This is a genomic window from Methylocystis sp. sgz306128, assembly GCF_056032725.1.
In genome coordinates this window covers 97,481-113,698 of the sequence record NZ_JBVYWO010000010.1, presented here as the reverse complement: position 1 = coordinate 113,698, position 16,218 = coordinate 97,481, and the positions used below count along the sequence as shown (strand labels likewise).

Sequence of the window (16,218 nt, the reverse complement as noted above, 5' to 3'; positions counted from 1 at the left end):
GATCTGCCTCTGTTCCGGGAATTGCTGGGCGATGGCAGCCAATGGGGCATCGACCTGTCCTATATCGTGCAGCCAAGCCCGGACGGACTGGCGCAGGCCTATATTCTCGGCGCCGAATTTGTTGCCGGCGGCCCGTCGGCGCTCATTCTTGGCGACAATATTTTCTATGGTCACGGCCTTGAGGACACCTGCCAGCGCGCCGCGGAACGGAATAGCGGTGCGACGGTTTTCGCCTATCAGGTGCATGATCCGGAGCGCTATGGCGTCGTTGAATTCGATGCTGACGGCAAGGCCATCTCCATTGAGGAAAAGCCCGCAAAGCCGAAATCGAAATTCGCCGTCACCGGGCTTTATTTCTATGACGGCGAGGTGGTCGAAATTGCCCGCAATCTGCGGCCCTCCGCCCGCAACGAGCTGGAAATCACCGACGTGAACCGCATCTATCTCCAGCGCGGCCAGCTTTCCGTTGAAACATTGGGCAGGGGCTATGCCTGGCTCGATACCGGCACGCCGGAATCGCTTGTCGATGCGGCGACATTCGTGCGCGCGCTGGAAAAACGGCAGGGTGTGCGCATCTGCGCGCCGGAGGAAATCGCCTATCGCAACGGCTTTATCTCCCGTGCCGGGCTTGTGCATCTGGCTGAAAAACTGGGCAAGAGCAGCTACGGGCAATATCTGCAAAGCATCGCTGAAGAATAGTCCGGTAACTGAAGCGTTTTGTGTCCCGGCGCGTATGCCTGCCTTATCTGTCAAACATCATCAAGAGGATTGAATATGTCCCGAATAGCTCTGCTTGTGCTTGGAATGCATCGCAGCGGAACCTCAGCCCTTGCCGGCGCGCTGGCGCTTGCGGGGGCCAAAGCGCCGAATAATCTGATGCCGGGCGATGCGAATAATGAGCGGGGCTATTGGGAATCTCTGAAAATCACGGAATTCTCCGATCGTGTGCTGGCGGATTCAAACAGCAGCTGGGATGATTTTACCCGGCTCGACCTGCCGCAGCAGGGCTCGCTGCAATGGGATGCCTGGCGTGATGCGCTGATCAGAGAAATCAATGCCGAATTTGGCGACGCGCCGGTATTTGTGGTCAAGGACCCGCGCATCTGCCGCATGCTGCCGCTATGGGTGGATGCGCTGAACATGATGGGCATCGCCATGAAATGCGTGCTCATTGTCAGAAATCCGCTTGAGGTCGCACATTCGCTGACGGTCCGGGACAAATTCGGGCTGCAGCACGGCCTGCTGCTTTGGCTGCGCCATTGCCTTGATGCCGAACAGGCGACGCGAACCTTACCGCGCGCTTTCGTGTCTTATGCAGATTTGATCGAAGCGCCGGTGGCAACGCTCGGGGCCATCGTCAACAATCTGCAGCTTGCGGAATTGATCCGGGTTGAGGAGAACGCCCGGGCCCTGCAGGATTTTGTCAGCGGCGATCTGCGCCATAACCGCTTCGCCAGATCTTCCCTGAACAATCTTGAAGCCAAATATATCTGGATAACCCAGACCTACGGCGCTTTCGACAGCCTGCGCAGCGCTTCTGTTGTGCCGGCTGAAACGCTTGCGCTGCTGGATGATGTCTGACGTGATTTTGAAATGCTGTGCGTACTGGAAGCCCAGAAGAAGCCCTCGGCGGCTGCAACCGCGCCCGATACTCTCGGCCTGCTTACAAGACTCTCAAACGAGCGGAATGAGGCCATCGCGCGCAGCAGTTCGCTGGATTTTGAATTGACGACACTGCAGCAGGAACTGGCGGGTGCCCACAAGAGCCTGCAGGCGGCGCGGCGGGTGTCTGCCGAAATCCGGGATATGAAGCAGAAGCTTGATATATCCGAATTTCATTTCAACGCGATGACGGACCTCAAGCGCCATAATGAGCAACTCGCCGCGCGGCTGGAAGAGCGCGAAAGCGAACTTGCACAGCTTCAGCAAGAAATGGCCGCGGCCGCAGAGCAGTACAATAGCCTCAACAGCGAGCTTGGCGCGCGTCTGGCTGAGCGCGAAAGCGAACTTGCAATCGTGCAGAAAGATCGCGCGCAGTCCGAAGCAAGCCTGAGCGAGGCCAGAGCCATCGCCGCGCAGGTGGATGGCCTTCGCCACGGGCTGGCCCTGTCCGCGCCGCGCCGGGCGGCACTGGCCGAATTTATATACAAGAGCGATTATGCCTCGCGGCGCAAAAGCCTGCGGGGGGCGCTGGCGCGCCGGTTCAGCAAATCCAAATTTGCCAAAACCTGCCGAATCCTGATGCAATCCGGTCTGTTTGACCGGCAATGGTATAAGGCCGCCTATCCCGATGTTGCCGCTTCGCGGTTTGAGCCGGTGGCGCATTATATCCTGCATGGCGCCTTTGAAGGCCGCAACCCCGGGCCGGCTTTTGACACGCAGTTTTATCTGGACAGCAACCCCGATGTTGCGCTCTCCGGCCTCAACCCGCTGCAGCATTATGTGATGTTTGGAAAGAAGGAGGGGCGATTGGAAGTTCAGACTGCAACGTCATTGGTTCTGCGAGGCTCCAAAGCGACTCTAGCTCTAAAATTGCGGGCCATGTGGAGACATCCGTTTAATAGCAAGAAACGGAAGGCATTTAGGACAGGTGCTGATCAAAATGATCAAAATTGTCAAATTCAAAATACAAATGAATATATGACCAATGATAGTATCAAAAAAATCGCCTTTTCATCGACTAATGAGAACTTTGTAAGCTATTGTCCTCCAGAACCCATTAATCCGCTTGTAAAAATCGTTGCATTTTATTTGCCACAATTTCATCCAATTCCGGAAAATGATCAGTGGTGGGGTAAGGGATTTACAGAATGGTATAACGTTGGAAAGGCTTTGCCTAATTTTGTCGATCACTATCAACCGCATTGCCCGATACATTTCGGATATTACGATCTGCGGGTTAAATCGATCATGGAGGAGCAGGCAATTGTTGCTAGGCAATATGGCGTGTCGGCATTCTCATTTTATTTTTATTGGTTTTCCGGGAAAACATTACTCGAAAAACCTCTGCTTGATTTTATCGAAAACCCAAACGTTGATATTGAATTTTGTTTAACTTGGGCAAATGAGAACTGGACGCGTCGCTGGGACGGTCAAGATCAAGAGGTTTTGATTGCTCAAAGCTATTCGGAAAAAGATCCGGCCGAATTTATAAAATACGTAAGTAAATATTTTAGAGATAATAGATATATTAAAATAGATAATCGCCCGGTTCTTATCGTGTACCGGGCGGATGTAATTCCTGACATAAATAAAATTGTAGGAATTTGGCGGAAGGAAGCACTAAATCAGGGATTTTCTGGGCTATATCTTGTCGCTGCGCTCACTTTCGGTATGCGCGATCCGGTTAAGTTCGGTTTTGATGCGGCTGTTGAGTTCCCGCCGCATCAAATAAATAGATCGAATATAAAGAATAAATTCGATATAATAAATGATAAATTCGAAGGCAATATTTATGATTATGCGGAAGCCGCGAATGGAGCGATAAAAGAGGCGGAGCCTGACTATAAATTATTTAGATCGGCAACATTGTCTTGGGACAATACGGCGAGAAGGCAAAATGCTTCGCATATAATGGGCAACTTTTCACTAACTCGCTACTTTCAATGGCTGTCCGCTCTTTGTTTCCGAGTTGCAGAAAATCAAAAATATGGAAGCAGTGAAAAGCTCGTGTTTGTCAACGCATGGAACGAATGGGCGGAAGGCACGCACTTGGAGCCGGATCGCAAACATGGCTTTGGTTATTTGCAAGCAACTTATGATGCTGTGGCGGCTCATACGAACGAATTCAGCTTGCCGTCATCCGTCCCGAGCAATAAACGCGGAGAATTTGCTCTGATCCTGCATATGCATTACGCTGAAACATGGAGAGAAATCAGGGAAGCAATAAAACCAATACAGTCATGCGATATTTATATCACAACTACAGATATCCATCTGGCAAGAACGATGAAGTTAGATCTGCCAAATAGCTGGATTGAAGTTGTTGAAAATCGAGGAAGGGACATACGGCCGTTTTTATCCATGCTAAGAAGGATCCGAAGATTAAATTATACAGCAGTTTGCAAATTGCACTCCAAGCGCAGTGTACACAGAGTGGACGGTGATGCCTGGCGGAGAAATTTGTTTGCAAATATCGTCAGTCCATCGATAACGAGGAGATTTCTTGATCAACCCAGGCTTGGTTTAATTGCGCCAAAGGAGCATTATGTCGAGTTTTCAGCCGAAAACATGCTCTATAATTCAAGCAACGTCATTGAAATATGTAAAGCGACGAATCTTGAATATCGAAATTCTGCCTTCCCCGCGGGCTCGATGTATTGGTTTCGGCCAGAGGCGCTGGCGTCCTTGGATCTCATAGACATGCACAAGCATTGGGATATGGAAGAAGGATTGGCTGACGGAACCGCAGCGCATGCTGTTGAACGCATAATTTCTCTTGCGGTCGAGCAGGCTGGTTATCTAGTTGAACTCGTTTAGGCTTGGGCTTTAGACAAAATTCGCTCACTATTCATGCCATCGGTATCGCCCAACTGATATCCATTCAGTTGGGTGGCTGTTGCCAACACGCGCTCGACAGCATGTTCGAGCGCGCCGTCCAAGGCGCCGTTCTCCGGTTCAAACCGTTCGCTCAATTTAAGCCGCGCCAGCGCCTCCAGCGCGGCGGGCCGCACCCAGAACATCGTGCCTTCAAAAAAATCCGGCCTGACGGCGGCCGGCTCGCCCCCCAGTTCGCGGATAAGCCGCACCATCTGCGCCTGATTGGCGCGCCAGAATATGCCGTGATCCCGCTTGCTGTTGAGGCGGAAAGCTTTCGGGCCGATCATGCCCAGTTGAGGGCTGGCGATGAAGCGCCCGGCAATATCCTCGACGCTGTTGGGCGCCACCAGCAGGTCAAACAAAATCCGCCGCCGGCAGATATCGCCCAGATTGCCCGAAGAATCGTTCGCCAGCGATCTCTTGCCGTGAATTTTGCACACCAGCTCATAGGGCGAAAGCAGCCCTTCCTCCAGCAGCACAAGGAAGGGGCGCACGTCCCGCCCGCGGTTTTCCACCAGCCGCAGGGTTGCATCGGGAAAGTCGCGCCGCATCTGTTCTGCCAGATCCGCCTGCCCGGCGACGGTGGTTATGAACAGGTCGTGCTGATAGGGGATATGGCGCAGCACCTCCGCCAGTTCCGGCCAGGTTTCCGGATAATAGACATGCACGACGATGGCGATCCGCACCGGCGGCGCAAGCCTTTGCAGCGGCGCGGCAAGCCGCACGGCATCCTTGCCCCAGCCGATCAGCAATTCAGGATGGCGGCGCACCACCGGCGAATCTGGCCGCGAATTGAGCCGCGTCAGCAGTTTGTTCGTCCGGATTTGCAGCTTGCGCGCCGGGGGCGGCGCATCGAACAGAATTTTATAGGCGTCAAATTTGAGGAATTTCTTCATTTTGACGGTTGTCATGGCATGAACGCGCGCGCGCAGGCTGGGCAACAGGGCCAGCTTGCGTGTTTCGAGATCTCCGCTCTCGATGTGCAAGGCCGAGGCGCCAAGCTGCGGCACAAGGGTGAAACACGCGTTGTCGCCATTGATCAGGAAAAGAGTTTCGCTCACACCCTTTTTGATGATCTGTGCTTTCAGCACCGGAAAAGATGCAGGATCGCGTTTGGAGTGGAGCCGGAAAACCTTCATCATCGCATTCTATAAATATTCACTGAAATAACCAATGCATCGCGATCTACGGTCAACAAATAAATTGTCAATTTTTAGGCGCGACGAGCAGGATGCCGCCGCTTTACGCTGGAGGCCTGCCGTTTTATTTTTGAGACGGCGGGTTTCTTCTTTCAGGGCAGGAGCCGGGGCGGCCAGATGCGCCGCAGATATCGCCCCAGCAGGGCGCGAAACTGCGGGCTGTGCAGGCAGATGCCGCCGATCAGCCCCACATAAGGCGGCACCTGCAGCAATTCGACCGATGCATAAATGCCGATGGAGGCCGCCATGATGAAAAACAGGTGCCCGGCGGCCCGACCATGCGGTGTCCCAGAGCAGTGTTGGGCGAGTACTGGAATACCAGTCCGCCGAGCGAGGACACGAGGCCGTAATCGCGATGGTCGAAATAGGCGCCGACAAGCAGAGGCAGCCCGGAGGCGAGCGCCGCGCAGAACGGCATCTGCCAACGCCGGTCGCTGGCGTTGAACGCCGCTAGATGGCGCAGTTCTTCCCGCACCAGGGCGCTTGCCTGTGTTCATTGCGGCCGTTTCATTGTCAGGCAGTCTCCTGATGCAATCGAATTAACTGCCTTTAGCAAATCTCGCAGTGAAACGCATGGATTACTGCCAAGTTTCGCGACGGCTTTTCTGCCTTGCTGGCAATGTCCGGCTGTTTATCACCATTTGCAACGGGCAGCATGCGCAAGATCCTGCCGCTATAATGGATCGGGGCGGGGGAAATTTCGTAAATATTCACATGTTGCTTGTTTCAGAAATGGAATTGTTTAATCGTATTGATGATAAATTCATTGCAATTTTGAAATATTTGCAAAAAAATTGAAGTATATATTAAATTTGGAATAATATTTATGGTTTGACAATTTAAAAAAGCTATGTTCATATCATCAGATAAATTCGATTTTTCAGAATAATATATAAAAAAATTATAAAATTGAATCAAAATTCCAATATTGCAATTCATAAAACTGTCAATATTTAACGCATCCATTTCAAGATCGATGCGCGCGGCCCAATTCAAGCTATGGGAGTGCGAAATGCCGGACGCAGTATCTCAACTTGGTTCCGTCGGAAATATCACCAAAGCCTTGCTTGATGCCCTCGACCAGATCGAGCGTTATGTGGCGGCCAGCCAGATCGGCCCCGATGGCAAGCCTTCAGGATCGGCGATCTATATGCATATGCCGACAGGCTATCCCATTGACCCAAAGATGTTCGCTAATGCCTGGACGCCGGGCGGCGGAGATTCGTCCAGCAGCTTCGGCAACGACGGCACATTTGTGGCGCCGCCGGCGCAATCTGGCGCTGCGGGCGGTACGGCTTCCAACGGCGTCGGGCCGGCGGGCGCGGTCTATCCTCCGCCAAAACCGCAGCCGAATCAGCAGCTGGAGAATTCTATCCAGAATGCCTGGTTCACGTCCAATCTCGTCGACCAGATGCTTGAAGTCACGCAGAATGGCGTTGCCGTTGCGTGGCCTGAGCGCAAGGTGAGCATCGAATATTACACGGTGCTCAAGGGCATGCAGCCGCTGCAGACGTCCCAGCCCGCGCAGTCGGTGCTGGATGCCGTGGCCGCCGCACAAAATCTGCTGTATCTGCGCGACAGCAATGGCAATTTCTGCGGCTATACGCAGCTTTATGCGCAATACCGGCGCAACCGAAAGGCATGGACGGATGCGATCGGCGCACAGGCCGCGGCCTATGCGCAGGCCATGGCAGATCCGGTTGCCGGTCAGGCCTGGCCCGTTCAGGCGCAGACCTACGCCAATGCCGTCACGCAGGCGCTTGACGATTTCAACGCCATGGGCCGCAAGCAAGTTGAAGACGCGCTCAATACAATCGCGACAGTGGGCGAGAATGCTGCGACGGCGCTGGTTGCGCTCGCCAATCAGATGTTTGAAGCCTATTCGCTCCAGCTCGGCGGCTCGGTATCCGTCAATGTGCCATGGTCTTATATCAGCCCGATTTCCTGGTGGGATGCGACGGACAGTTCTTTCGGTATCCAGAAAATTACCGGACATTCCGCGGCGCATGACGCCCGGACAGCCTCTGGGCAGGGATCATTCGCCGATAATTGGCAGAAGCAGCAGTCCTCATCCAATTCGGGCAGCGGCGGAGTCAATATCGGCATTGCCAGCGCATCCGCCAATGTCAGCCATGCGGACGCCTCGAATGCCTTTGCCAATCATGCCAACCAGTTCAACTGGACGTCTCATGCCGATCACTCCAGTTCGGCCAGCGTCACATTGGAATTTTTCATCGCCACTATCGAACGTCCCTGGCTGTTGGGGGATCTTTTCAACATTGAGGGCTGGTATCTGGTTGGCCAACGCAAGAACAGCATCAGCGACGGGACGATAGCCAATCAGATCGGCGACAAGACACCGGCAATCCTGCCCATGCTGCCCAAGGGGTTCCTGATTGTCCGCAACGTGACCATCACCTGCGATGACTGGGGAGATATCGGCACGGCGCTGAACACGGCGATGCAGAGCAGCGCCGGCTCCGGGCAGTCGAGCTCGACTTCGGTCGGCGTGCAGGCCAGCTACCTCTGGTACAATGCTTCGGGCAAACATGACGATCAGCAATCAAGCGGAGCCTTCGGATCAAGCGATACATCGTCCGGCTTCAGCTTCACCTCCGACGGCGGCAAGGGCGGAACGCTGAATTTGCTGGGCTCGCAGATCGCCGGCTGGATCGGCGAGATTCAGCCCGCCGCGCCCAAGATTGACGATCCCACTTTGCCAAAGCAAAAGCCGGCCGATGCAACAGCAAATGCGCAAGGCTAGGTGATGCCATGCCGGAGGTCGATCAGATAACAGCGCTCGGACAGGCCGTTACGGCGGCGCTGGTGAGCGCCTATGGCGGCAAGGCGGCACAGGCTTCGCTGGTGTTCCTGCCGGGCATTTCCGTGCCGGATGATCTGGTTCAGTCCGGCATTATCAATCCCACGCAGGTTCAGACCTTTCTGAGTGCCAATTTCGGCATGCCTTTTGTTGTCTCAGCATCCGAATGCGAGGTCAGCGGGATAGATCTGTCGCATGGCACCTCTCAGCAGATCTACAAGAACGCCGTCAGTTATGCCGTACCGGCCGGCGATCCTTCCGAGGACAACTGGAAGCGCGTGAGCGGCCTTATCCGCGATGCAAAGCAGAGCTTCGGTTCGGGCGACGTGCCCAATCCGGTCTTGTGCGAACCGGATGACTGGTGTCAGCCCGCGAATACGGGCTATTGGAATGTCTTCGATTCTTCAACGACCCAGAACACGCCTTCGCCCGCGCCGTCGAATGTTCCGGTTCCGCCGGTGATCCGCCCGCAATTCTGGATGATCGGCCAGCGCCGGTTTGTGCCGGAACCGGCCGTGACTTCGGCTGCGCCGCCAGCTGCGTCCGTTTCGCCGCCATCCGTAAACATGGCGAGATATGCTCTTGCCACCTCGCGGATATCTTCAGGCAATGCAGCCACACAGCCGCTTTTAGCCAGCCGGGTCGCACTGCAGCCGGTGACGGCCACAGCTTCTGTCTCGCAGGTGCCGCCCATAGCAAGGATATGGTTTCATCCGATAGATCCGATTCCCATCATCAAAACGGGATCGACATCGACTCTGACGCTGCATCTTGAACATCAATATGTCACGCTTGCCTATCTCTCGGCGGGCGCTCCCTGGTGGGACAGCATTTTTCTCGCAGACAAGGGCTGGTACATTCCGGGGTTGCCGCAGGGCGCACTCCTGCCCATGCCTCCGGCTCCGGCAAACAGCACCGAAGCGCCTGCGACCTATGGCCTTCCGGTCGCGCTGGTCATCGTCCGCAATTTGCGCATTTCGGGTCAATGGTCTGATGATGCGCGCGCCGCCCTCGCCTCCGCTGACGGGTTTCTCGGCCCGTTTTCCCTGCATGGCGCGACACAGACGACACAGGCTGACGGATCAATCACCTATTCGCGCGACGGGATGCAGGTCGCGGCCATGTTTTGCAGTCCGCTGCCTGTCCTGCCGCCTATGGACGCGCCGCAAACGGCGCAATCCGGCCAGACGACGGGGCCGGGTTCCGGCTCCTGACCTGTTTTGGCTTTTACATGTCTTCAAATCCGATGGAGGGTATCATGGCTGACGACAACACCAATGTCTGCGACGTTCGCATGGTGACGGCGCCTGACGGCGTTGACATTCCCGTGCCTTCGGGCGGTGTCGGACTGGCATCCGGCGAATTGCTGACGGTGCGGCCCGACGCTGACGTCAATATTCAGGTCGGCGACAGCGGCTATTACGTGACGGTCAACAACGCCGATCCGTCCAACAATGAGGCGCACGATCTCTTCGCCGAATTCACTGTTGAAGGCGCCATTGCCACGTTGGAGCATCTGGCGACGGAGGCCTTTGCCAGCGCCCCGCAAATCGCGTTCAAGGCGGCGGGACTTGTCGCCTCCGTACTGGTTTCGCTGTTCACGTCGTCAAATCTGACGCGGGAAATTTTTATCCGCGGATCGTTGCCCAATGACGGCGGCAATGTGACCTATTGCATTCTGGCTTAGGTGTCCGGAATCGGGGGGTATCATGGACAAGACTCTTATAAGCTGGCTGACCCTGCTCATCTTCGATGGCGGCATCATCCTGTTGCTGCGCCTTTCGTTGCACCAGGTGGACATGCGTGCCGTGTTGCGGGAAAAGGCGCCCGATTCTCAACCCAATCCGGTCGTGGATGTTGCTGCGGGTTCCGGGGCAACGGCAGGGGCCGGGATTTTGCCTGACAATACCAGCTACAGCCGTCTGGCCGGGTTCATCGGCGCTGTTGTGCTGGCCTGCTTCCTGTGGGCCGTGGGTAACGTCATAATCTTTGATGCCTTCAACGACGCAAGCGTGATTCCTGCATTCCTTGGCTCGCTCGGCTCTTATTTTCTTGCGGGCTCGTCCCTGTTCGCACCTTATGCGTTCAACAAATTGTCCGGAATATTCAAATAATGCTTTCCGGCTGGTGTTGATCCGGCTGGTGCACGCGCTGCTTCGCCGAGTAACCAGGCGCGCCATTACCCGGCGCGCTTCTGGCACATTATGGTGGGAATTTACCGTCATCCTCGAACTCTGTCTCGACAAACTGCCGGATATGTTTGAAAAATCCAAGGCACGGCTGATGTTTGTTTTCGAGTATCCTGTTGTCGGATGAAGCCCATCATGAAAAAAACCGATAAAATCCCGTCCGCTTCCGGCCAGACGGATCAGCCGGCCGGTTCGGCGATAATGCCTGTCGCGGCGCGGGAACCGGCCGTCTCCGGCCATCCGCGCAACCGGGGAACACCGCTCCATCCCGAATGGTTCGAGGCCGTCGAGGTCAATCTGACCGCTGCGGAACGGCGCGCTGCGAGCCTTGGCGGACGGCGCACGGTCAAGAAGGAATTTCAGGCCGCATGGCTGGTCAAGGCCCTGCAATGCATCGATCTCACCACGCTGGCGGGCGACGATACGCCGGGCCGGGTGCACAGGCTGGCGCTCAAGGCGCGCCGTCCTTTGCGCGAGGATCTCGTCAAGGCGCTTGGTCTCGAGGATAGCCCGCCGAAGGTTGGCGCGGTTTGTGTTTATCCGGCCATGGTTGCTGCCGCCGTCAGGGCGCTGGAAGGCTCGGGCATTCCGGTCGCCTCGGTCGCCACCGGCTTTCCGGCGGGCCTCACGCCGCTGGCCCAGCGCCTTGCCGAAATCCGCTATGCTGTCGATAATGGCGCGCAGGAAATCGACATTGTCATTTTCCGGCAGCAGGTTCTCCTCCAGCAATGGGACGCGCTTTACGACGAGATCAGCGCCATGCGTGAAGCCTGCGGCAGCGCCCACATGAAGGCCATTCTGGCCACGGGCGATCTCAAGACCCTGCGCAACGTCTATAAGGCCAGCATGGTGGCGATGATGGCCGGAGCCGATTTCATCAAGACCTCCACCGGCAAGGAAGAGGTCAATGCCACGCTGCCGGTCAGCCTCGTCATGCTGCGGGCGCTGCGCGATTATGGCGACCTGACCGGCGAGAAAATCGGCTTCAAACCGGCGGGCGGCCTGAAAAGCGCCAAAGATGCGCTCGCATGGCTCACACTGATGAAGGAAGAACTGGGCCGCGAATGGCTTGAGCCTGACCTGTTCCGCATCGGTGCTAGTTCGATGCTCGGGGATATCGAGCGCCAGCTCGAACATTTCGTCACTGGCCGCTATTCCGCCGCCAACCATCACGCGCTCGCCTGAGGAGCAACATCAGTGCCGACCATCAAGGACATTTTACAGACCATGGATTATGGCCCCGCTCCTGAATCTGAAACCCATGTCAGGGAATGGCTGGAGCGGCACAGCGCTGGTTTTGGCCATTATATCGGCGGGGCTTTCGTGCCGTCGCGGGCTGGGGGCACGTTCGAGGTCGCTAATCCCGCGCGGGATGTTGTGCTGGCGCGCGTGGCGGAAGGCACTGCCGGGGACATTGACGCCGCTGTCCGGGCTGCCCGCGCCGCCCAGCCCGCTTGGGCCGCGTTGCCGGGGCATATCCGCGCCCGTCATCTTTATGCGCTGGCGCGCCATGTCCAGAAGCGCGAGCGTTTCCTCGCGGTTCTGGAATCGCTCGACAATGGCAAACCGATACGTGAATCGCGCGATATCGACATTCCGCTGGTGGCCCGCCATTTCTATCATCATGCCGGCTGGGCCGAGCTGATGGAGAGCGAGTTTCCCGGCTATGCGCCTGTCGGGGTGTGCGGCCAGATCATCCCCTGGAACTTTCCGCTCCTCATGCTGGCCTGGAAAATTGCGCCCGCACTGGCAGCGGGTAACTGCGTCGTGCTCAAACCGGCTGAATTTACGCCGCTCACCGCGCTCGCCTTCGCGGAAATTTGCAGCGAGGCCGGGCTTCCGCCGGGGGTCGTTAATATTGTCACCGGCGATGGCGGCACGGGCGCGGCGCTGGTGGAACATCCCGGCGTCGACAAGATCGCCTTCACCGGCTCCACCGATGTGGGGCGCATCATCCGGCGCGCGACGGCGGGCTCGGGCAAGAAATTATCGCTTGAGCTTGGCGGCAAGTCGCCTTTCATCGTCTTTGAGGATGCTGATCTCGATGCCGCCGTTGAAGGCGTCGTCGATGCCATCTGGTTCAATCAGGGGCAGGTCTGCTGCGCCGGGTCGCGCCTGCTGATTCAGGAGGGCATCAATGCGCGGTTTCTTGATAAGCTCTATCGCCGGATGCAGACCTTGCGCGTGGGCGACCCGCTCGACAAGACCATCGATATGGGCGCTATTATCGCGCCGGTGCAGTTGCAGCGTATCCGCGAGCTTGTGCAGAAGGGCGTCGAGGAAGGCGGCCGGCTCTGGCAGGCGCCCTGCGCCCTGCCGGAAAAGGGAAGCTTCTTCCCGCCGTCGGTGATTGTCGATGTGGAACCGGCCTCGACCGTCGCCGAGGTGGAGATTTTCGGCCCTGTCGCCGTGGCCATGACCTTCCGCACACCCGACGAGGCGGTGCAACTGGCCAATAACAGCCGTTATGGCCTTGCCGGTTCGGTCTGGTCGCAAAACATCGATCGTGCGCTCGATGTCGCCTCGAAGATAAAGGCAGGTGTGCTATGGATCAATTCCACCAATCTGTTTGACGCTGCTGCCGGGTTTGGCGGCTACAGGGAAAGCGGCTTTGGCCGGGAGGGCGGCCGCGAGGGCATGTTTGAATATCTGGTTTCGCGCAGCGCCGCGAAGGCTCCGGCGGATATCGCCGCCAGTCCGGCGCCGCTGGTCGCCGTGCCGCAACCGACCGCCGTCGCGGATGGCATTCCCGGCATCGATCGTACCGCCAAACTTTATGTGGGCGGCAAGCAGGCGCGGCCCGATTCAGGCTATTCCTATCAGGTAATGGGCGCGGGCGGCGCGCCTCTCGGCCTTGCCGGTCTTGGCAATCGCAAGGACATCCGCAATGCCGTGGAAGCGGCGGCGAAAGCCACAGGCTGGAGCGGGCAGGCCGGACATAACCGGGCGCAGGTTCTCTATTACATGGCGGAAAATCTGGCCGCCAGAGCCGCGGAATTTGAGGCGCGGCTGCGCGATTTCGGCCAGTCGGCGTCGGGCGCGCGCGATGAGGTTGAGCAGTCCATCCGCCGCATGTTCTATTATGCCGCCTATGCCGACAAATTCGACGGCCGTGTTCATGCCACGCGCTCGCGCCATCTCACGGTGGCGCTGAACGAGCCCTTTGGCGTCATGGGCATTCTGTGCCCCGATGATGCGCCGCTGCTGGGCCTTGTCTCCCTCGTGCTGCCCGCTATCGCCATGGGCAACCGCGTCGTGGTGGTGCCGTCGCCCGTTCATCCGCTGGCAGCAACCGATCTATATCAGGTGCTCGACACGTCGGATGTGCCCGGCGGCGTCGTCAATATCGTCACCGGAGAACGGACCGAACTTGCCAAAACCCTTGCCGAACATGACGAGGTGGACTGTCTCTGGTATGCGGCTCCGCGTTCGGGCTGGGCCGGCGTGGAACAAGCCTCGGCGGGCAATCTCAAATCGGTCTGGACGATGGATCCCGCGCAGATCGACTGGCATTCGGATGTGCAGGGGCAGGGCGCCGAATATCTGCGCCGCGCCACGCAGATCAAGACCATCTGGGTGCCCTACGGCGAATGAGCGCGCAGAGCCGCGCGGCAGATTCGGCGCGCTATTCGGGCAAAGGATCTTTCATTTTCCGGCAGTGCCCGGAGCGGGCCGTGCGGCGGCGCGATAGGCCTTGGGCGTCAGGCCCACGGATTTGCGGAATTGCCGGGTGAAGGCTGCCTGATCGGCATAGCCGCATTCCTGCGCAATCTGGCCGATAGCGTCGCGGCCCTTGCGCAGCAGCGCGCAGGCAAGCTCGATGCGCGCGCGCGTGATATATTGGCCGGGCGACATGCCATAGAGGGCGCGCACCCGAGCATCGAACTGAAACAGCGACATGCCGGCTTTGGCGGCGAGATCGGGAAGACGCAAGGTCTGGTCGAGATGGTCGCGGATATGATCCAGTGCGCGCGAAAGGCCTGCCGTTTCGGACAAGCTGACGGTCAGGGGCTGCAGGTCGCGCGAGAGACCGGCAAGCCCGATGATTTTGCCCGCTGCATCGCGCAGGGGTTCCTTCCATGTCAGGCACCAGCCTTCCGCACCGCCCGAATAGAGATGCAGTTCCAGCGCCGCCTGAATGGATTTACCGTCGCGCAGCACAGCCTGATCCTGCGCGGCAATATGCCGGCCCAGCACACCGGGAAAGGCTTCCGGGGCCGTTCGTCCGATCAGATCCTGCTTGGTGCGCAGCCCGACGCGCTCAACCAATGTGCGGTTGACGGCGACATACCGGCCCGCACTGTCCTTGATAAAAAACACTGTATCCGAGACGGCATCGAACAGATCCTCGCCCAGCCATGACCGGCCAAGCGCCTTCAGGAATTGGTCTCGGATTTGATTTTGTTCGCTCATCGGTACAGTTTGTGCTGATTCTCTGGTGCAAGCCAAATTTTCCCGCAAGACGGCCTGGTCTGCTTCTGGCAGACTCATTTCAACATTCGAGGAGACAGCCATGACCGCCAATTCAATGAGCGCCAATATTTTCGCCGGAACCATACCCGCCCTGATGACGCCCTGCACCCCGGACCGGCAGCCCGATTTTGACGCGCTGGTGCGAAAGGGCGTGGAACTGATCGCGGCAGGCATGTCGGCGGTGGTTTATTGCGGCTCCATGGGCGACTGGCCCCTGCTCACAGACGAGCAGCGCATGGAAGGCGTCGAGCGGCTGGTGAAGGCGGGCATTCCGGTCATTGTCGGCACCGGCGCGCAGAATCCGGCGCGCGCGGCGGCGCTGGCGGCTCATGCTAAGAAGGTCGGCGCCAAAGGCCTGATGATCATTCCGCGCGTGCTGTCGCGCGGCGGTTCGGTTGCGGCGCAGCGCGCCCATTTCGAAGGCGTACTCAAGGCTGCGGTCGATCTGCCTTCGGTCATCTACAACAGCCCTTATTATGGTTATGAGACGAAGGCCGATCTGTTCTTCGATCTGCGTGCGCGCTATCCGCATCTTGTCGGCTTCAAGGAATTCGGCGGGGCGGAGTCTCTGCGCTATGCCGCCGAGCATATCACCGGACGCGACAGCGCTCTCACGCTGATGGTGGGGGTCGACACGCAGGTGTTTCATGGCTTCGTCAATTGCGGCGCGGGCGGCGCGATCACCGGTATCGGCAATGTTTTGCCCAAGGAAGTGCTGCATCTCGTGGCTTTATGCGAAAAGGCCGCCGCCGGCGATGCGGGCGCGCGCGCCAGGGCGCTGGAGCTTGAGCAGGCGCTGGGCGTGCTCTCCTCGTTCGATGAGGGCGTTGATCTTGTTCTCTACTACAAATATCTGATGGTGCTTGAGGGCAACCCCGAATATGCGCTGCATTTCAACGAGACGGATGCTCTGAGCGAGAGCCAGCGCCATTTTGCTGAAACGCAGCTCAGATTGTTCAAGCGCTGGTATGCCGACTGGACACGGAAAGCCTGAACG

Annotated in this window: 15 protein-coding genes; 12 read left to right on the top strand and 3 right to left on the bottom strand. The window is 57.6% G+C overall.

Annotated features, from left to right (window positions below):
• From rfbA to AC0N03_RS14135, 3 genes are all read left to right on the top strand, one after another.
• A partial coding sequence (gene rfbA / locus AC0N03_RS14145) for a glucose-1-phosphate thymidylyltransferase RfbA (RefSeq protein ID WP_474289459.1) occupies nt 1–699 on the top strand: 699 nt, incomplete at its 5' end.
• A 75-nt stretch (nt 700–774) separates the two neighbouring features.
• Entirely contained in the window at nt 775–1,581 is an 807-nt protein-coding gene (locus AC0N03_RS14140) for a sulfotransferase family protein (protein WP_474289458.1), read from the top strand.
• 12 nt (nt 1,582–1,593) lie between these two features.
• Nucleotides 1,594–4,479, top strand: a complete 2,886-nt coding sequence (locus AC0N03_RS14135; protein ID WP_474289457.1) for a glycoside hydrolase family 99-like domain-containing protein — start codon at nt 1,594–1,596, stop codon at nt 4,477–4,479.
• Here the strand turns inward: AC0N03_RS14135 and AC0N03_RS14130 are convergent.
• Together AC0N03_RS14130 and AC0N03_RS14125 are read right to left on the bottom strand one after the other, a co-directional pair.
• The gene (locus AC0N03_RS14130) at nt 4,476–5,681 is read right to left on the bottom strand and encodes a rhamnan synthesis F family protein (RefSeq protein WP_474289456.1); all 1,206 of its coding nucleotides are present in this window, start codon (nt 5,679–5,681) and stop codon (nt 4,476–4,478) included. The two genes, AC0N03_RS14135 and AC0N03_RS14130, sit on opposite strands and share 4 nt — an antisense overlap.
• Nucleotides 5,682–5,830: 149 nt before the next feature.
• Nucleotides 5,831–5,986 carry a hypothetical protein gene (locus tag AC0N03_RS14125; protein WP_474289455.1) on the bottom strand — a complete coding sequence of 52 codons (156 nt, stop codon included), beginning with the start codon at nt 5,984–5,986 and terminating at the stop codon, nt 5,831–5,833.
• 316 nt (nt 5,987–6,302) lie between these two features.
• Here AC0N03_RS14125 and AC0N03_RS14120 point away from each other — a divergent pair, with 316 nt between their 5' ends.
• From AC0N03_RS14120 to AC0N03_RS14085, 8 genes are all read left to right on the top strand, one after another.
• Nucleotides 6,303–6,536, top strand: coding sequence for a hypothetical protein (locus AC0N03_RS14120; protein ID WP_474289454.1), 234 nt, complete (start codon nt 6,303–6,305; stop codon nt 6,534–6,536).
• Nucleotides 6,537–6,750: 214 nt separating this feature from the next.
• On the top strand, nt 6,751–8,502 hold the full coding sequence (locus AC0N03_RS14115; protein ID WP_474289453.1) for a hypothetical protein: 1,752 nt from the start codon (nt 6,751–6,753) through the stop codon (nt 8,500–8,502).
• Nucleotides 8,503–8,510: 8 nt separating this feature from the next.
• The gene (locus AC0N03_RS14110) at nt 8,511–9,773 is read left to right on the top strand and encodes a hypothetical protein (protein ID WP_474289452.1); all 1,263 of its coding nucleotides are present in this window, start codon (nt 8,511–8,513) and stop codon (nt 9,771–9,773) included.
• A 44-nt stretch (nt 9,774–9,817) separates the two neighbouring features.
• The gene (locus AC0N03_RS14105; RefSeq protein WP_474289451.1) at nt 9,818–10,246 is read left to right on the top strand and encodes a hypothetical protein; all 429 of its coding nucleotides are present in this window, start codon (nt 9,818–9,820) and stop codon (nt 10,244–10,246) included.
• A 22-nt stretch (nt 10,247–10,268) separates the two neighbouring features.
• Nucleotides 10,269–10,673 (top strand): hypothetical protein, encoded by a 405-nt coding sequence (locus tag AC0N03_RS14100; RefSeq protein ID WP_474289450.1) that lies wholly within the window; start codon nt 10,269–10,271, stop codon nt 10,671–10,673.
• A 28-nt stretch (nt 10,674–10,701) separates the two neighbouring features.
• On the top strand, nt 10,702–10,875 hold the full coding sequence (locus AC0N03_RS14095; protein ID WP_474289449.1) for a hypothetical protein: 174 nt from the start codon (nt 10,702–10,704) through the stop codon (nt 10,873–10,875).
• A gap of 74 nt (nt 10,876–10,949) precedes the next feature.
• Nucleotides 10,950–11,933: a deoxyribose-phosphate aldolase gene (gene deoC / locus AC0N03_RS14090; RefSeq protein WP_474289463.1), complete on the top strand. Its 984-nt coding sequence runs from the start codon at nt 10,950–10,952 to the stop codon at nt 11,931–11,933.
• Between the two features lie 12 nt (nt 11,934–11,945).
• Entirely contained in the window at nt 11,946–14,342 is a 2,397-nt protein-coding gene (locus AC0N03_RS14085) for an aldehyde dehydrogenase family protein (protein ID WP_474289448.1), read from the top strand.
• A 51-nt stretch (nt 14,343–14,393) separates the two neighbouring features.
• Here AC0N03_RS14085 and AC0N03_RS14080 read toward each other — a convergent pair whose 3' ends face one another.
• The gene (locus tag AC0N03_RS14080; RefSeq protein WP_474289447.1) at nt 14,394–15,161 is read right to left on the bottom strand and encodes a helix-turn-helix domain-containing protein; all 768 of its coding nucleotides are present in this window, start codon (nt 15,159–15,161) and stop codon (nt 14,394–14,396) included.
• Nucleotides 15,162–15,276: 115 nt separating this feature from the next.
• Between AC0N03_RS14080 and AC0N03_RS14075 the strand changes: the two genes are divergently transcribed.
• Nucleotides 15,277–16,215 carry a dihydrodipicolinate synthase family protein gene (locus AC0N03_RS14075; protein WP_474289462.1) on the top strand — a complete coding sequence of 313 codons (939 nt, stop codon included), beginning with the start codon at nt 15,277–15,279 and terminating at the stop codon, nt 16,213–16,215.
• The last annotated feature ends 3 nt before the right edge of the window (nt 16,216–16,218 follow it).

Excerpts from the sequence above, each read along its gene's own strand:
- AC0N03_RS14140 (WP_474289458.1), top strand. The coding sequence starts at position 775 with ATGTCCCGAATAGCTCTGCTTGTGCTTGGAATGCATCGCAGCGGAACC.
- AC0N03_RS14135 (WP_474289457.1), top strand. The coding sequence starts at position 1,594 with ATGCTGTGCGTACTGGAAGCCCAGAAGAAGCCCTCGGCGGCTGCAACC.
- AC0N03_RS14130 (WP_474289456.1), bottom strand. The coding sequence starts at position 5,681 with ATGATGAAGGTTTTCCGGCTCCACTCCAAACGCGATCCTGCATCTTTT.
- AC0N03_RS14125 (WP_474289455.1), bottom strand. The coding sequence starts at position 5,986 with ATGGCGGCCTCCATCGGCATTTATGCATCGGTCGAATTGCTGCAGGTG.
- AC0N03_RS14115 (WP_474289453.1), top strand. The coding sequence starts at position 6,751 with ATGCCGGACGCAGTATCTCAACTTGGTTCCGTCGGAAATATCACCAAA.
- AC0N03_RS14110 (WP_474289452.1), top strand. The coding sequence starts at position 8,511 with ATGCCGGAGGTCGATCAGATAACAGCGCTCGGACAGGCCGTTACGGCG.
- AC0N03_RS14105 (WP_474289451.1), top strand. The coding sequence starts at position 9,818 with ATGGCTGACGACAACACCAATGTCTGCGACGTTCGCATGGTGACGGCG.
- AC0N03_RS14100 (WP_474289450.1), top strand. The coding sequence starts at position 10,269 with ATGGACAAGACTCTTATAAGCTGGCTGACCCTGCTCATCTTCGATGGC.
- deoC (WP_474289463.1), top strand. The coding sequence starts at position 10,950 with ATGCCTGTCGCGGCGCGGGAACCGGCCGTCTCCGGCCATCCGCGCAAC.
- AC0N03_RS14080 (WP_474289447.1), bottom strand. The coding sequence starts at position 15,161 with ATGAGCGAACAAAATCAAATCCGAGACCAATTCCTGAAGGCGCTTGGC.
- AC0N03_RS14075 (WP_474289462.1), top strand. The coding sequence starts at position 15,277 with ATGAGCGCCAATATTTTCGCCGGAACCATACCCGCCCTGATGACGCCC.